The sequence below is a fragment of the Streptomyces sp. LZ34 genome (assembly GCF_053890475.1).
The window spans coordinates 7,178,680-7,194,218 of the sequence record NZ_CM132680.1; the positions used below are offsets into that span (position 1 = coordinate 7,178,680).

The window sequence follows — 15,539 nt, forward strand, 5'->3', positions numbered from 1 at the left end:
CGCACTCGGGAGGGTGAACGGGAACGGAGCGGCGGACGGGTGGGGGGGGGTGGGGGCACCACGCTGAGGGCGATGGCTCCCGAGAACGAGGTGGCGTGATGAGCGTCGTGCATGATCCGCACTACGGCCCTTGGACGGTCGCGGAAGTTCTGGCCTTGGGGGAGGACCGCGGACAGCGGCGGGAACTTGTGGGAGATGCGCTTCTCCTGTCACCGGCTCCGCGAACCAAGCACCAGCGAGCTTCGTCCTGTCTGTGGCGCTTGCTGGACGCTGCGGTCGAGGCGGCCGGTGCTCCGGTGGAGGTGCTGAAGATGATCAATGTGGTGCTGCCGGAGGGGCTGGTCATTCCGGACATCGCCGTGGTGGATGCCGCAGCCGCCTATGAAGACGCTGTGGCGTGTGATGGCGAGGCGGTGCTGCTCGTCGTGGTGGTTTCGCCGTCGCTGGCCAGCCGCCGCATCGACCGCCTGCTCAAGCCGCCGTACTACGCGGAGGCCGGGATCGAGCACCTGTGGCGGCTGGAGCTGGAGCCGGTGCCCGCGCTGATCGTCTCCCAGCTGGAGAACGGCCGCTATGTGGAGCGGCTTGCGGCCGAGGCCGGGCGGACGACGTTGATCGAGAAGCCGTTCCCGGTGGAGGTGGACCCCGGGGCGCTGGTGCAGCGCAAGCGCTGACGCGCCGACGGGCTGAACGTCGCTCACGCCGAGTCGTCCGCCAGCTCGGCGACCCCCGTGATCCGGTGCAGCGGGTACGTCCGCACCTCGTCGGCCGTGTGGTCGTACGCCGTCACGAAGCCGCCCTCGACGCGCACCGGGGCGATGACGCGCTGGCTGGCCGCGCCGTCCGCGTTGACGTAGCCGATCCAGACGGCCGAGCCGGTGAGGGCCGCGGCCTGCATGGTGGCGAGGGTGTCGGCGGAGGTGGTGCGGGGGAGTCGGCCGCCCGCGGTGGCGGTCGCCGGGGCCGGCTTGTGGGGGGTCGTCGCGGCGCGGTCACCGGCGCGGATGGCGCGCACCGCCGCGCCGAGCAACGTGTCGTCGGGCAGCGGCGGGCCCTCCGGTACGGGGGTGGGGGCCGAGCGCGGCGGGGTGCGGTGGGCCTCGGCGCGGGTGATCAGCACATCCCCCTCGGCGGACTCGGCGGCCGGCGCGTACCCCATGGCGCGCAGGCCCTCCAGGAGCGCGTCCGGCGCCGCCTGCGCGGCCAGCACGGTCGGCGCGAGACGGCGCAGCCGCAGGCCCGCCGAGCGGCGGTCGGCCAGGATCTCGGCCAGCAGGGCGTCGTCGTCGCAGCGCACATACGCGGAGGCGGCGCCGACGCGGAGCCGGCCGTGCTTACGGGCCACGTCGTCGATGAGATAGGCGAGCGGCTGGGGCACCGGGGTGCGGGAGTGCTCCTTGAGGAACGCGTGCAGGTCGGACGCTGCACGCCCGGCGTCCAGCGCGCGGCGTACGGAGGTGGGCGTGAAGCGGTAGACCGTGGCGCCGCCCTTGGACTCCACGTCGGCGAGGACCCCGAGCATCGCCGCGAGCGGCCGCTCCAGCGGGCCGGGTGCGACGGCGGTGAGGTCGGCCTGGAGGAGGACGTGGTCCAGCGGCTGGGGCAGCAGCGGCGCGAGCAGCCGCGCGGCCGCCGCGGCGGCGGCAGCGGCCTCGGCCCCGGACAGGGGCCGGCCGGGCGGGGACGGGGCGTGGGCCCGGCTCCCGGGCCCGGCGGCCGTCCGGCCGGTGGCCCGGCCTCCGGGCTCAGCGGCCGATGGATCGGCCGCCCGGCCCTCGGGCCCGGCGACGGTCTCGCCTTCGGCGGTCTGCGATGCGGTGCCCTGGCCACCGACGCCCCGGCTCCGGGCCCGGCCTCCGGGCTCGGGGGTGCCCCGGCCGTCGCCGCCCCTGCCGCCGGGGCCACGGCGCTTGGCGCCGCCCGCCTCGCCGCCTGCCTCGTCGGCCGAGGGGCCCGCCGGGGAGGGGACCGTGGGCGGGAGTGGGCCGAGGAGGGCGCGGCCGTGGGTGGAGAGGGCGCCGCGGCCGGTGACGCCGAGCAGTTCGGCCTCGGCCGACGTCCACTGAGCCAGCCGGGATCGCAGGTCGTCGGCGGGCGCGCCGCGGTGGGCCGGGCGCTCCCAGCGGAGGCGGGCCAGCAGCGCTTCGGCGGCGGGCGGGGCGCCGGGCGGGAGGGCGCCGAGGAGTTCGAGGGCGCGGCGGCGCACCTCGGGGGCGGGGGAGCGGTCCAGCTCCGGGCCGAGGGCCGCGAGCGTACGGCCCTTCGCGTCGCGGGCGCCGACCAGGCCCGGCGTGCGGGTCGCGGTCAGCCAGGCGGCGGCGAGCCGCGCCCAGCGCTCCTCGGCGGGCAGCCCCAGCCAGTCGTCGTAGGCGGGGGTGGGCGCGTAGCGCTCGTCCGTCTCGCTGTCCGAGGCGAGCAGCCCGGCCGCGTACGCCAGCTCGATCCAGAAGGCGGCCACCGGCTCGGGCACGTCGAGCGCCGCGGCGGTCCGCTTGAGGTCCCGTACGCTCAGGCCGCCCGCGCGCAGGACGGACGGTCCGGCGGTCCCCCACTGGCCCAGCAGCTCCTCGACCGTGGACAGGGCGGTGAAGGCCTGGCCCGCCGCGGTCGCGTCCACAGCCTGTGGATCGTGCCGCGTCGCGGGCGGGAGTGGCGGTGGCAGCGGCTCGGGCGCGCGGTGCGCGCGGCCGCCGCGCAGATGCAGGGCCACCTCGCGGGGCAGCACCACATTGCGCGGCCCGGACGGCAGCAGCAGGCCGCGGGCCAGCAGCCACTCGACGGGCGGGCTGGGCGAGGCGACGGACGCCTCCCCGTACGGCGGGCCCCAGGTCAGCTTGGCCAGGACCGTCGTCGCGGCGGCGGGGGCCTCGGCGAGCAGCGCCGCCATGCGGGGGCGGTCGCCGAAGAGCGCGGTGAGGGCGGCCACCGCGGTGACCGGGTCGTGGGTGGGCGGCAGCCCGGCCGCCGCCAGGATCTCCTGTAGCCGGCCGGGGGACATGCCGGCCGTGGCCTCCTGGACGGTGGGGCCCAGACCGGTCGGGGACGGGGCCGTGGGAGAAGGGGCCAGCAGTTCGTGGGCGGTGCGGACCAGGCGCAGCCGGTCGTCGCCGCCCCAGGCGAGGGCCTGGGCACGCAGGGTGGCCACGGCGCGGGGGAGCTCGGCGAGAATCTGCTCGCGGGTGGCCCTGGGGGGCTTTTCGGGGGGCGTGGTCGTGGTCGCGGGCTGGGGCGTCTCGTGCGTCGCGTCGTGCGTCGCCTCAAGGGGCTCCGGGGTGTCGCCGGCCATCAGGGCGCTCAGCGTCTCGTACGAACACGGGTCCGGCGCGACGGCCAGCGCCTCCGCGGTCTGCAGCGCGAACCGGTCGAGCCGCTCCACGGCCCGTACGACCGAGGCGCGGGTGCCGGCCCGGGTGGCGAGCTGGGTGAGGTCGTTCGGCACGGGGGACAGCAGGTCGGGGCGGGCGCGCAGAAGGGTGGCGAGGGCATCGTCGGGGCGGGTGCGCAGCTCTTCGGCGAGCGTGCGCGGCGCTCCGCGGCCGCTGTCCGGTGGGCCGGTCTCTGCAGGCACGGATGCCTCCCGATTCCGCGAGCTGGTCATTCGATCCACGATACCGGGGGGCGGTGACGAGCCGGAGGTGCGGCGGGCCGCCGGTCCGGCGCGGTACGGTCGGAACGATCTGATACGCCAGCGGTGCGCATTGTCAGGGGTCTTGGTGGGGATCGAGAGCGAGCAGCTCGTCTACGACTATCTGAGCCGTGTCGGCGATCTGGCACAGCAGCGGGGTCTGCCGTCCGGCGACCGGATGCGGCTGGTCGCCGAATTGCGCGCCGACATCGACCAGCGGCGGGCGTCCGCCGGTTCGGACAGCCCGGCGGGGGTGAAGCGGATCCTCGCGAAGCTGGGTACGCCCGCGGAGGTGGTGGCCGCCGCGGGTGGCCGCCCGAGCGATGGCGCCGCACCGGACGGTGGCGCGGCGGGCGCGGGGGCCGCAGCGGGCGCGGGGAGCGTGGGCGGGGCGTACGGGGGTGCGGAGCCGCCGCGCGGAGCGGGCGCGGCCGGGATGGCGCGCGCGGCCCGCGACAAGCTGTCCGGATTCGCCGAGCGCAGCGGGCTGATCGGCAAGGTGCCCGCCCCGCGTGACGGCGACTCCCCGGCCCGGCCCGAGTCCCCGTCCGGCGCGGCGCCGACCGACGACCTCGGCAGACCGTCGCCCCGTCGGCGGTCGCCCGCCGCCGCGTCGCCGCCTCATCTCGCGGGCGAGGACGAGCTCGGCCCCCGCGAGTCCAACCCCGACTGGTGGCACGTCGAGCCGGGCCCGTTCGTCCAGGCCGAGCAGCGTGACTCGCCGCTCGGCCAGGTGGAGGGGTTCGTCGGCGGGGTGGAGATCCCCGAACTGCTCGGCTTCGCGACCGAGACAGACACAGAAGCCGAGGAGGCCGCGGGCGCGGACACCGACCAGGGCGCCGACGAGGCGGAGGCCGACACCGGCGGCGGCAAGGCGGCCCGGAAGCCCGGGCTGCTCCGCCGCGCGCTGCGGCGGCGCGGCGCGAAAGGCGGCGGGGGCGGGGACGGAGAGGGGGGCGGGGCCCAGCGGGCCGGCTTCCTCAGCCCGCTCGTCCTGCTGGCGGCCGCGCTGCTCGTGGCCGGCGCCGCGCTGGGCAATCTCATCGTGATGGCTTTCGGCTGGGTGATCGCCTACAGCACGCGCAAGCTCTCGCGCGCCGAGGTGAAGTGGGCCGTGCTGGGCATGCCCGGCCTGGTCGCGGCCGCGACCATGGCGTGGCTGTGGGGCCGGGCCTCCGGCAAATGGGGCGAGCCGATCCCCGAGAACGGCATGGGGGACGCGCTGCGGGCAGCCTGGCCGGTCGTCGTGCGCGCCGCGGCGATCACGTCGGCGTTCTTCCTCGTCTGGCGCGCCAGGCGCCGGCGCTGACCCCCGCACCCGGCCGCCTCGTGGTGGGCGCCCCGTGACGGGCGCCACGCCGGGGCGCGGAGTTCGCGGTTCCGCACGGGGGAGAATGTCGGGCATGTCTTCGCCTTCGCCTTCGCCTGCGCCCGCGCACCCCGTGACCGTCGGTTTCGACCTCGACATGACCCTGATCGACTCCCGCCCCGGCATCAAGGCCGCCTTTGAGGTGCTCTCCGCCGCCACCAGCACCTTCATCGACGCCGATCTCGCCATCAGCCGCCTCGGCCCGCCGCTGGAGCAGGAGCTCGCGCACTGGTTCCCGAAGGAGCGGATCGACGAGGTGGCGGAGATGTACCGCACGCTGTACCCGGAGTACGCGATAGCCCCCACGCGCGCCATGTCCGGCGCCCGGGAGGCCGTGGCCGCGGTGCAGGGGGCGGGTGGGCGTGCGGTCGTGGTGACGGCCAAGCACGAGCCGAACGCCAAGCTGCACCTGAGCCATCTCGGCATCGAGGCGGACGCGGTCGTCGGCTGGCTGTGGGCCGAGGCCAAGGCGGAGGCGCTGCGCGAGTACGGCGCATCGGTGTACGTCGGGGATCACACGGGCGACGTGCGCGGCGCGCGCACGGCGGGCGCGCTGTCCGTGGCGGTCGCGACCGGGCCGTGCGATGCGGAGGAGCTGCGTACGGCGGGGGCCGACGTGGTGCTCGACGACCTGACCGCCTTCCCGGAGTGGCTGGCCCGCCACCTGGCGGGGTGACCCTGCTCAGGCTGGGCACACCCCCTCAGGCTGGGGACTCCCTCAGTCGGGGTGGGTCGCCCGGTCGGCCGCGCGCCGCTGCGCCGCGATCGAGCGCAGCAGGCCCGCCGCGGCGAGCGCGAAGCCGACGCCCATCAGCATGCATACGAAGTACGCGGCCGACGGCAGCGCGTGCAGGCCCAGGAAGAGCGGGGCTACCGTGATCAGAGTGGCCACGGCGCCCACGCCGAAGACGATCACCCCCAGGCGCACCAGCCGGTCGCCGGGGGCCGTTCCGTCATGTGGTGTTTCATTGCTCACCGCAACAGGGTAGGTCGGAGCAGAGCGCGCGTAGGAACCACCACCCGGAATCAGCCGGGTACGTCTTGTCACCAGGCTCCGGACCATTAGCCTTGGTGCTGGCGGGTCTTACGACCCGCTGTAGTGCTATCCAGAGCAGTTTTTACGTGTTTTCCGACGAGTGACGAGGACGAGGACAGACGTGCCTACCGGCAAGGTCAAGTGGTTCAACAGCGAGAAGGGCTTCGGCTTTCTCTCCCGTGACGACGGCGGCGACGTCTTCGTACACTCGTCGGTGCTCCCGGAAGGCGTGGACTCGCTGAAGCCGGGACAGCGGGTCGAGTTCGGCGTCGTGGCCGGCAACCGCGGTGACCAGGCACTTTCGGTGACGGTACTGGAGCCCGCCCCCTCCGTCGCGGCCGCCCAGCGGCGCAAGCCCGACGAGCTGGCGTCCATCGTCCAGGATCTGACCACGCTGTTGGAGAACGTGACGCAGCAGCTGGAGCGCGGGCGCTACCCCGACAAGGCACACGGCCACAAGATCGCGGGCATGCTGCGGGCGGTGGCCGACCAGCTCGACGTCTAGAAGTCCGGCCGGACGAAGAGAAGTCCGGCCAGAGGAAGTTCGCTTGAGCGAAGTCCGCTGAACGAAGTTCGCTAAACGAAGTCCAGCGCGTTGTGGCCGAGGGGCGGTACCAGCCCCTCGGCCGCCGCGCGTGTGAGCAGCCCGCGCACCGCGGCGTAGCCGTCCTCGCCCAGGTCGGCGGTGAATTCGTTCACGTAGAGCCCGATGTGCTGGTCGGCGACCGCCGGGTCCATCTCCTGCGCGTGCTCCAGGACGTACCCGCGCGAAGCCGTCGGGTCGTCCCAGGCCGCCCGTACGGATGTACGAGTCGCCTCGGCGACGGCCCGCAGCCGCTCGGCGCCCAGCGACCGCTTCGCGACGATGGCGCCGAGGGGGATCGGCAGGCCGGTGGTGAGCTCCCAGTGCTCGCCCATGTCAGCCAGGCAGTGCAGGCCGTAATTCTGATAGGTGAACCGGGCTTCGTGGATGACCAGCCCGGCGTCGACCCGGCCGTCCCGCACGGCGGGCATGATCTGGTCGAACGGCAGCACGACGACCCTGCCCACCCCGCCCGGCACCTCGACGGCCGCCCACAGCCGGAAGAGCAGATACGCCGTCGAGCGCTCGCTCGGCACGGCGACCGTCTTGCCCGCGAGGTCCTTGGCCCGCCCCGGCTCCTTCGTGAGCACCAGCGGGCCGCAGCCGCGCCCCAGCGCCCCGCCGCAGGGCACCAGCGCGTAGTCGCGCAGGATCCACGGCAGGACGGCGTACGACACCTTCAGCACATCGCGCTCGCCGCGCTCCGCCATGCCGTTGGTGATGTCGATGTCGGCGAAGGTGACATCGATCGCGGGCGCGTCCGGGACGCGGCCGTGTGCCCAGGCGTGGAAGACGAACGTGTCGTTCGGGCAGGGCGAGTACGCGATGCTCAGCGGCTGCGGGGGCGTCTGGGCAACGGTCATGATCTGCTGGGTTCCTTCCAGGTGGCGAGGGCGGGCGGGAGGTGACGGAAGGCGCCCGCCAGGGCGTCGAGCGCCTCGCCGATCCGCCAGGCGGCTCGGTCGCGCGGGCCGACGGCGTTGGAGACCGCCCGTAGCTCCAGAACGGGCACGCCGTGCGCGGCGGCCGCCTCGGCCACCCCGAAGCCCTCCATCGCCTCGGCGGCGGCGCCCGGGTGCCGCCGGCTCAGCTCCGCGGCGCGCCCGGCGCTGCCGGTCACGGTCGAGACGGTGAGCACCGCGCCGCGCACCGCCCCCGTCGCCTCGGCCACGGCCCGCACGAGCGCGGGCGGCGGGAGGTGCTCGACGGTCCCGAATCCGAGGTCGGTGACGGCGGCGAAGCCGTCGGGGGTCTCGGCACCCAGGTCGGCGGCGACGATCGCCTCGCCGACGACGACGGAGCCGAGGGGCGCGGGGGCGAAGCCGCCGCCGATGCCGGCCGAGACGACGAGCCCGTACGGCGCGTGCCCGAACTCGGCGGCGGTAAGGGCCGCGGCGGTCGCCGCGGCCGCGGCGGCGGGGCCGACCCCGGCGTGCAGCGCGTCCACGGTGAGCGGGGGCCGCACGACACGGCACAGCGTCCGCCCGCCCGGTACGAAGACCTCGGCTTCGGGTTCAGTCTCGGCCGCTGCCGCGCTTACGCCACGTACCACCGCGTCCCGTTCGGCGGGTACGGCGGTGACGACGAGTACGCGCATCAGCGGCTCCCGGATCTCCCGGCTGCGGCGGCCGGCGGCTGCCCACGGTCAGGTCAGGCGTCGGGTGTCAGACGTCGGGTGTCAGGCGTCGCGCTTGAGCTTGATCGGCCACGCGCCCTTGATCCCGGTGCCCTCGCCGGTCTCCACCACCACGATCGTCACGCTGTCGAGGGTGGTCGTGGCGCCGGTCTGCGGGTTCGTCTGCTGGAACAGCTTGTCGCTGTCGAGGCTGCGGTAGGTCTTCTTGGACTGACCGTTGATGAGGCCTTGGGCCTCGCTTATCACCAGCCAGCCCGACTCGGCGATCTTCGGGTCCACGCCGACGCGCACCTTCTCGCCGGGGCTGACCGACAGCGTCTGCTCGGGCTTCCGGGTCAGGCACGCCGTGACCTTCTTCTCGGACGTGGCGACGACGTCGCCGTCCTTGTAGCAGCCCTTGGGGGCCTCGGTCATCACGGTCTTCGAACCGACCGTGACCGTCGCCAGCGGGGTCGGCTTGTCGCAGGCGGAGAGAGCGACGATCCCGAGGGACATGGCACAGGCGGCGGTGGCGGCCCGGCGGCCCTTGCCCCTGGTAAACAGCGCAGCGGTCATGCGGGCAGGCTACCGGGCCGCTGTGATCACGCCACGAGGGGGTGTGTCGCTCCACGCCGGGCGGCGGCCAGCAGCCCCCGCACGCTCGCCGCCGCGCCCAGCGCGATCATCGCGCCGGCGGCGGCCATGCCGAGCACGCCGTTGAGCGGGAGGACGATGCCCACGGCCCCGCCGAAGACCCACCCCAGCTGAAGCGTGGTCTCCGAGCGGGAGAAGGCGGAGGTACGGACCCGCTCGGGCACATCGCGCTGGATCAGCGCGTCCAGCGACTGCTTGGCCAGCGCCAGCGCGATCCCGGCGGTCGCGGCCACGGCGGCGACCATGACCGCGCTGTAGAGGGCGGCCGCCGCGACGAGCACCCCCAGGGCCGAGGTCAGCACCACCGCGATGATCCGCTCCGGCCCGCGCTCCCGCAGCCAGGCGCCGATCGCCGTACCCAGCGCGTTGCCGCCGCCCGCCGCGACGGCGGCCACGCCGAGCGAGATCTCGGGGCTCAGCCCGCCCAGTGGGTGCTCGCGGAGCAGGAAGGCGAGGAAGAGGGTCAGGAAGCCGGACAGCGCCTTGAGGGAGGAGCACGCCTGTAGGGCGTGCAGCACGGAGGGGCTGACCTTGCGCAGGCCGACGCGGCGCGGGGCCTCGTCGCTCGTCTTGTCGCCAGCCTTGTCGCCCGCCTCGTCGTCCGCCTTCTCGTCCGCCTTCTCGCCCGTCTTCTCGCCCGTGTCGCCCGCCTTGTCGCTTGTGCCGCTTGTGTTGCTTGTGTCGCTCACCGGGTCGGGGGAGGCGTGCGTGGACGGGTCGGCGGACTCGTGGGCGGGGTCGCGGTGCGTGGGCTTCGGCAGGTGCAGATGATGCTCGCCGGAGGTGAGCTGCAACTTGCCCTCGCCCTTTGCCGAGTCGACCTTGTGCGGCAGCGTGAAGGAGAGGAAGCCGCCGCCGACGAACACCGCGCACGCCCCGTACAGCGGCCAGCTCGGCCCTATCTGGTGCAGCCCGGCCCCGATCGGTGCCGCCAGGCCGGTCGCCAGCAGCCCGGCGAGCGTGACCCGCGAGTTCGCCTTGACCAGCGAGAAGCGGGGTGGCAGCAGGCGTGGCACGACGGCGGACCGTACGACGCCGTACGCCTTGGAGGCCACCAGCACCCCCAGCGCCGCCGGATACAGCTCCAGCCCGCCGCCCACCACCGCGCCCGCCATCGTGAGCGCGAGCACCGCGCGCGTGAGCATGGCGCTCGCCATCGCGGCGCGGCGGCCGTGCGGGAGGCGGTCGAGCAACGGGCCGACGACGGGGGCGAGGAGGGTGAAGGGGGCCATGGTGATGGCCAGGTAGAGGGCGACGCGCCCGCGCGCCTCTGCGGTCGGTACGGAGAAGAAGACGGTGGAGGCCAGGGCGACGGTGATCAGCATGTCGCCCGCGGAGTTCACGGCGTGCAGCTCGATCAGTTTGCCGAGGCCGGATTCGCCGGCGCCGTGCGCGTGGGTGGCCCGGCGGATGCCTCTGCCGGTCGCGGTGAACGGGAGGTGCAGTGCCCGGCCGATCCGACGGCCTGACCGTCGGATCGGGCCGTCGCCGATGAACCTCGTGACTACCACCCGACCATGGTGCAGCCAAGACGGCCGGTATGTGAGGCCCCCGACCGCCATCCGGAACTATGTGTTCCCCTTTGGTGGCCCTTTGGATGGCTCCTTTGGCGGCTCGGTCGGCGGTTCCCGGGTGGCTTCTTCCACGGCTTCCGGGCGGACGGGGGTAGGGCCGGGTGGGCCGGACAGGGTAGCGTGCGTTAAGCGCCACCGACGGTCGTTCTTGGCCACGTGCCGAGTCGCCATCCCGCAGAATGGGACGTACAAGGTGCGCCCGAGGCCGGATCGGGCGCGGACGTCGACGCGGCCCTATGGTCCGCTCCGTCCGCGATCCCGCGTCCCGGCCGTGCGGCTGGCGCACTCGTCAAACGGCTGCGACGGCGTGGAAGAGAGAATCGATCCTGTGAGTGCTGCGATGCGAAGCCGTACCCCCGACCGCCTGTGCGCCGAGGCGGTCGAACTCGCGCGTGAGGCGGCCGCGGAAGCCGCCCGTCCAGGTACGGTCGGCGAGCATGTGCGCGCGGTCGCCGACGCGGACCGCGTCGTCACCCACCTCTTCGAGTGCCAGGAGCTGGGCTACCGGGGCTGGCGCTGGGCGGTGACCGTCACCCGCGCCTCCCGCGCGAAGCTCGTCACCGTCGATGAGACGGTGCTGCTGCCCGGCCCCGACGCGCTGCTGGCGCCGGAGTGGGTGCCCTGGAGCGAGCGGCTGCGCCCCGGCGACCTGGGCCCGGGCGACCTGCTCCCCAGCGAGGCCGAGGACCTGCGGCTGGAGCCCGGCTACTCGGGCGAGGACGCCCCGCTGCCGAACTCCGTCGTCTCGGAGGAGATGCAGCAGCTCGCGGCGGTCGAGGACGCCGATGTGACGGCGGGCGCGCCCGCCGCGCAGGAGATCCCGCCCGCGGTCGGGAGTATCGGGGCGGTCGCCGAAGAGCTGGGCATGCGCCGCGCCCGGGTGCTGTCCCGCTACGGGCTGCACGTCGCGGCGGACCGCTGGGACGATGCGTTCGGCGCGCAGACGCCGATGGCGCAGGCCGCCCCCGCGTCCTGCGCGACCTGCGGCTTCCTGATGCCCCTCGCGGGGTCGCTGCGGCAGGCGTTCGGGGTGTGCGCGAATGAGTTCAGCCCGGCGGACGGGCGCGTGGTGTCCCTGTCGTACGGCTGCGGGGCGCACTCCGAGGCCGCCGTCATGCCGAAGCCGCCGCGCCCGGCGCAGCCGGTGATCGACGAGACGGTCGTCGAGCCGCTGGCGCTGCGGGGGCCCGCGGAGCGGACCGGAGGGTCGGTCGAGGCGGATACGCCGGCGGAGGAGCTCGGCCACTCCTGACCGTTCGGCGGCTGGTCTGCCGGCTCTGGTCGTTCGGCGGCTGGCTGCCGGCGCCAGATCTGCCGGCGCCAGATCTGCCGGCGCCTGGTCTGCCGACGTCCGGTCTCTCGGTTTGTCGCCTCCCGCTCTCTCGTCTTCCGATCTCGCTGCGCGCTCGCGCGCAGGATGGAAGGAGGGCGGGGCGAGATCGGGAGCGGGGTGACGGTACGTTCGGCGACAGCAGTGGGGAAGGCGGGCCGCGGGGGAACTCAGTGACGCGGGACGCATCCCCAGGGACGGCCCCAGACTGACCCAGACGGCCCCAGACTGACCCCAGAGGGTCTTCCCAGACGGACCCAGACCAGGACCCCGGAGGCGACACGTGAGCAGCACGGCGATGGTGCGAGGCGCGACGGAGGACGCGGATCCGTTCGGGACCGCGCGGCTGCGGCGCGGCGTGCTGGACGCCTGGGCCGCTTCGCCCGCGAGGTTCCGGGAGGACGCCAACGCCGAGGAGGACCTGGCGCTGGGCGGCCACCGGGACCGCCTCGTGGTCGAGCTGGCGCAGAACGCCTCGGACGCCGCGGCCCGGGCCGGTGTGCCCGGCCGGCTGCGGCTGACCCTCCACCCGGCGCGGGACGGCGAGCCCGCCGCGCTGGCGGCGGCCAACACCGGGGCGCCGCTGGACGCGGCCGGTGTGGAGTCGCTGTCGACGCTGCGGGCGTCCGCGAAGCGGGACACCGCCGGGTGGGACGAGCCCGGCGCGGTGGTCGGCCGGTTCGGGGTGGGCTTCGCGGCGGTGCTCGCGGTCAGCGACGAGCCCGCGGTCGTGGGCCGCTCGGGCGGGGTGCGCTGGTCGCTGGCGGAGGCGCGCGAGCTGGCGTACGGCGCGGCGGCGGCGAGCCCCGGCCTCGGGGACGAGCTGCGCCGCCGCGACGGGCACGTACCGCTGCTGCGCCTGCCGCTGCCCGCCGAGGGCACCGCGCCGGAGGGGTACGACACGGTGGTCGTGCTGCCGCTGCGCGACGGCGCCGCGCAGGACGTGGTGGAGCGGCTGCTGACCGCCATCGACGACGCGCTGCTGATCACGCTGCCGGGCCTGGCGGAGGTCGTGGTCGAGACGCCCGAGGGCGTACGGACGCTGCGGCAGACACGGGCAGAGGGGACGGGCCCGTACACGGTCGTGGAGGACAGCGGCTCCGTACACGCGAACGGGGTCCGCCGGTGGCGGACCGAGACCGCGGGCGGCCCGCTGGACGCCGCGCTGCTCGCCGACCGCCCGGTGGAGGAGCGGCTGCGGCCGGTGTGGTCGGTGACCTGGGCGGTGCCGGTGGACGCGGAGGGCGCGCCGGAGCGGCCGGGCACGGCCCCGGTGGTGCACGCGCCGACGCCGACGGACGAGCCCCTGGGCGTACCGGCGCTGCTCATCGCCTCCTTCCCGCTGGAGCCGACCCGCCGCCACACCGCCCCGGGACCGCTGACGGACTTCTTGGTGGAGCGGGCGGCCGAGGCGTACGCGGCGCTGCTGCGCGACTGGCACCCGGTGGGGGTGGGGACGATCGGCCTGGTCCCCGGCCCGCTGGGCAAGGGCGAGCTGGACGGCGAGCTGCGTCGGCGGATCCTGGAGCTGCTGCCGCGCGTGCCGTTCCTGCCCAGCGCCGCCGCTCCGGTGGGCGGCGGAGAGGCTGACGCCGGGGCTGTCGGGGCCGAGACCGGCTGGCTGGGCTCGCCGGACGCGCTGGGCCCGGACGCCGCGCAGGGCGGTCCGGGGAACCCGGGCGGCGGTGCGCCGGCCGAGCCGTGGGACGACGACATCCTGGGCGATGTCCTCGTGGGCGGCTCGGGCAGCGAGCCGTACGCGCTGCGGCCCCGGGACGCCGAGATCCTGGAGGGCGGGGGCGCCGAGACCGTCGGGGTGCTGGCCGAGCTGTTCCCGACGCTGCTGCCCGCCGGTCTCGAACGGCGGCAGGAGCTGCGGGTGCTGGGCGTGGCGCGGGTGCCGCTCGGCGAGGTGATCGACCGGCTCGCGGGCGTCGAGCGCGCCCCGGCGTGGTGGCGGCGGCTGTACGACTCGCTGGGCGGCACCGACCCGGACCGGCTCAGCGGGCTGCCGGTGCCGCTGGCGGACGGGCGGACGACGATCGGGCCCCGGCAGGTGCTGCTGCCGCTGCCGGGCGAGACGAGTGGCGCGGGAGCGGGCGGCGAGGAGGCGGGGAGCGAAGCGGGAGAGGGCGCGCACGGCGGCGACCGGCACCGCACGCTGGCGCGGCTGGGCCTGAAGGTCGCGCACCCGGACGCCGCCCACCCGCTGCTGGAGAAGCTCGGCGCGACCCCCGCGACCCCGCGGGCCGTGCTGACCACGCCTCAGGTGCGGGCCGCCGTCGCGCACTCGCTGGACGCGGAGGACGAGTACGACCCGTTCGCGGAGGACGAGGGCGCGCCCGCCGCCGCGCTCGACCCCGACACGCTCGCCGAGACGGTCCTCGGCCTCGTCCAGCAGGCCCGGCTCGCGCCCGGCGACGAGCCGTGGCTGGGCGCGCTGGCGCTGCCCGACGAGGAGGGGGAACTGGCCCCCGCCGGGGAGCTGGTCTTCCCCGGGAGCGCCTTCGAGCAGGTGATGCGGGAGGGCGAGCTGGCCGCGTGCGACGCCGAGCTCGCCGAGCGGTGGGGCGAGGAGACGCTGGCCGCGGCCGGGGTGCTGGCCGGCTTCACGCTGGTGCGCGCCACCGATGTGGTCCTGGACCCGGACGAGCTCGAGCCGCGGGAAGGGGACTACGCCGAGCCCGACGACGTGGGGCTGCTGGACGCGGTCGACGTGTGGTGCGAGGACGTCCTGGACCGGCTGCCCGAGACCCCGGTGCCGCCCGTGTCCACCGAGATCGTCGCCGTACGGGACCTGGACCTGGTCGACGACGACGCCTGGCCCAGGGCGCTGGCGATGCTCGCCCAGCCGCCGCTGCGCGACGCGCTCACCGCGCCGGTGCGGGTGTTGCTGCCGGACGGCACGACGGAGTCGGTGCGCTCGTACACCGCCTGGTGGCTGCGCGGCCACCCGGTGCTCGACGGGCGCCGGCCGGCCGGTCTGCGCGCGGCCGGGGGCGACCCGCTGCTGGCCGGCCTGTACGAGGCGGTGGACGCGGCCGGCTTTGAGGACGAGCAGGTGCTGCGCGCGCTGGGCGTACGCACTTCGGTCGCCGCGCTGTTGGACGAGCCGGGCGGGGCGGCGGAGCTGCTGGCGCGGCTGGCCGACGAGGACCGTCCGGTGAGCCCCGCCCAACTGCTGGCCATCTACGGGCTCCTGGCCGACCTGGAGCCGGAGCAGGTGACCCTGCCGGACGAGCTGCGCGCCGTGGCCTGTGGCGAGCCGAGTGTCGTCGACGCGGGGGACGCGCTGGTCGCGGACGCGCCGGACCTGATGCCGCTGGCCGAGGCGGAGGGCCGGGCGCTGCTGCCGGTGCGGCCCGCGCGGGCGGCGGACGTGGCGGAGCTGTTCCAGGTGCGGCGGCTGAGCGAGGCGTACCCGGCCCCGGTCGTCTCCCAGGGCGAGCCGCACGAGGTCCCGGCGGCGGTGCGCGAACTGCTGCCGGGCGCCCCGCTGTCGTACGTCGAGCACGAGGAGCTGCTGGTCGAGGGCGGCGCCGGGCCGGACCAGCGGGCCGAACTCGACTGGCGATATGTGGACGGCACGCTGCACGCCTCGACGCTGGAGGGCGTGGCGGCGGGCCTGGCCTGGGCAGCGGGCCAGTGGGCACGCCGCTTCGAGGTGGCGGCCCTCCTGGAAGACCTGACCCGCACCGAGGAACTGGCCCGCGCCCGCTGGTTCGACTGACCGGGCCACTGACCTGGCCACCA

12 protein-coding genes are annotated in these 15,539 nt (G+C 75.4%); 6 read left to right on the forward strand and 6 right to left on the reverse strand.

Features of this window, described 5'->3' with window-relative positions:
* Positions 1–98 precede the first annotated feature (98 nt).
* Complete coding sequence (locus ACWY4P_RS29710; RefSeq protein WP_456213101.1) at positions 99–674, forward strand: Uma2 family endonuclease; 576 nt, start codon at positions 99–101, stop codon at positions 672–674.
* Positions 675–697: 23 nt separating this feature from the next.
* Here ACWY4P_RS29710 and ACWY4P_RS29715 read toward each other — a convergent pair whose 3' ends face one another.
* A complete protein-coding gene (locus ACWY4P_RS29715; protein WP_456203463.1) occupies positions 698–3,598 on the reverse strand; it encodes a helicase-associated domain-containing protein in 2,901 nt (966 codons plus the stop codon).
* A 115-nt stretch (positions 3,599–3,713) separates the two neighbouring features.
* On the opposite strand from ACWY4P_RS29715, the gene ACWY4P_RS29720 reads away from it, so the two are divergent.
* Both ACWY4P_RS29720 and ACWY4P_RS29725 read left to right on the forward strand, forming a co-directional pair.
* Positions 3,714–4,934, forward strand: a complete 1,221-nt coding sequence (locus tag ACWY4P_RS29720) for an HAAS signaling domain-containing protein (RefSeq protein ID WP_456203464.1) — start codon at positions 3,714–3,716, stop codon at positions 4,932–4,934.
* 85 nt (positions 4,935–5,019) lie between these two features.
* Complete coding sequence (locus ACWY4P_RS29725; protein WP_456203465.1) at positions 5,020–5,670, forward strand: HAD family hydrolase; 651 nt, start codon at positions 5,020–5,022, stop codon at positions 5,668–5,670.
* Between the two features lie 42 nt (positions 5,671–5,712).
* Here ACWY4P_RS29725 and ACWY4P_RS29730 read toward each other — a convergent pair whose 3' ends face one another.
* Complete coding sequence (locus ACWY4P_RS29730; RefSeq protein ID WP_456203466.1) at positions 5,713–5,970, reverse strand: hypothetical protein; 258 nt, start codon at positions 5,968–5,970, stop codon at positions 5,713–5,715.
* A 181-nt stretch (positions 5,971–6,151) separates the two neighbouring features.
* Here ACWY4P_RS29730 and ACWY4P_RS29735 point away from each other — a divergent pair, with 181 nt between their 5' ends.
* Positions 6,152–6,535, forward strand: coding sequence for a cold-shock protein (locus ACWY4P_RS29735; protein ID WP_456203468.1), 384 nt, complete (start codon positions 6,152–6,154; stop codon positions 6,533–6,535).
* Positions 6,536–6,606: 71 nt separating this feature from the next.
* Here ACWY4P_RS29735 and ACWY4P_RS29740 read toward each other — a convergent pair whose 3' ends face one another.
* The 4 genes from ACWY4P_RS29740 to ACWY4P_RS29755 all read right to left on the reverse strand — a co-directional run bounded on the left by ACWY4P_RS29740 (position 6,607) and on the right by ACWY4P_RS29755 (position 10,393).
* Positions 6,607–7,476 carry a 1,4-dihydroxy-6-naphthoate synthase gene (locus tag ACWY4P_RS29740; protein ID WP_456203469.1) on the reverse strand — a complete coding sequence of 290 codons (870 nt, stop codon included), beginning with the start codon at positions 7,474–7,476 and terminating at the stop codon, positions 6,607–6,609.
* Positions 7,473–8,210 carry a futalosine hydrolase gene (locus ACWY4P_RS29745; RefSeq protein ID WP_456203470.1) on the reverse strand — a complete coding sequence of 246 codons (738 nt, stop codon included), beginning with the start codon at positions 8,208–8,210 and terminating at the stop codon, positions 7,473–7,475. The genes ACWY4P_RS29740 and ACWY4P_RS29745 overlap by 4 nt, the downstream gene beginning before the upstream one ends.
* Before the next feature lie 81 nt (positions 8,211–8,291).
* A complete protein-coding gene (locus ACWY4P_RS29750; RefSeq protein ID WP_456203472.1) occupies positions 8,292–8,804 on the reverse strand; it encodes a hypothetical protein in 513 nt (170 codons plus the stop codon).
* A 26-nt stretch (positions 8,805–8,830) separates the two neighbouring features.
* A complete protein-coding gene (locus ACWY4P_RS29755; protein ID WP_456203473.1) occupies positions 8,831–10,393 on the reverse strand; it encodes an MFS transporter in 1,563 nt (520 codons plus the stop codon).
* A 403-nt stretch (positions 10,394–10,796) separates the two neighbouring features.
* Here ACWY4P_RS29755 and ACWY4P_RS29760 point away from each other — a divergent pair, with 403 nt between their 5' ends.
* A complete protein-coding gene (locus ACWY4P_RS29760) occupies positions 10,797–11,708 on the forward strand; it encodes a DUF3027 domain-containing protein (protein ID WP_456203474.1) in 912 nt (303 codons plus the stop codon).
* A 376-nt stretch (positions 11,709–12,084) separates the two neighbouring features.
* Positions 12,085–15,516 (forward strand): sacsin N-terminal ATP-binding-like domain-containing protein, encoded by a 3,432-nt coding sequence (locus tag ACWY4P_RS29765; protein ID WP_456213102.1) that lies wholly within the window; start codon positions 12,085–12,087, stop codon positions 15,514–15,516.
* Positions 15,517–15,539 lie beyond the last annotated feature (23 nt).

Excerpts from the sequence above, each read along its gene's own strand:
- ACWY4P_RS29725 (WP_456203465.1), top strand. The coding sequence starts at position 5,020 with ATGTCGGGCATGTCTTCGCCTTCGCCTTCGCCTGCGCCCGCGCACCCC.
- ACWY4P_RS29740 (WP_456203469.1), bottom strand. The coding sequence starts at position 7,476 with ATGACCGTTGCCCAGACGCCCCCGCAGCCGCTGAGCATCGCGTACTCG.
- ACWY4P_RS29710 (WP_456213101.1), top strand. The coding sequence starts at position 99 with ATGAGCGTCGTGCATGATCCGCACTACGGCCCTTGGACGGTCGCGGAA.
- ACWY4P_RS29745 (WP_456203470.1), bottom strand. The coding sequence starts at position 8,210 with ATGCGCGTACTCGTCGTCACCGCCGTACCCGCCGAACGGGACGCGGTG.
- ACWY4P_RS29750 (WP_456203472.1), bottom strand. The coding sequence starts at position 8,804 with ATGACCGCTGCGCTGTTTACCAGGGGCAAGGGCCGCCGGGCCGCCACC.
- ACWY4P_RS29765 (WP_456213102.1), top strand. The coding sequence starts at position 12,085 with ATGGTGCGAGGCGCGACGGAGGACGCGGATCCGTTCGGGACCGCGCGG.
- ACWY4P_RS29715 (WP_456203463.1), bottom strand. The coding sequence starts at position 3,598 with ATGACCAGCTCGCGGAATCGGGAGGCATCCGTGCCTGCAGAGACCGGC.
- ACWY4P_RS29760 (WP_456203474.1), top strand. The coding sequence starts at position 10,797 with ATGCGAAGCCGTACCCCCGACCGCCTGTGCGCCGAGGCGGTCGAACTC.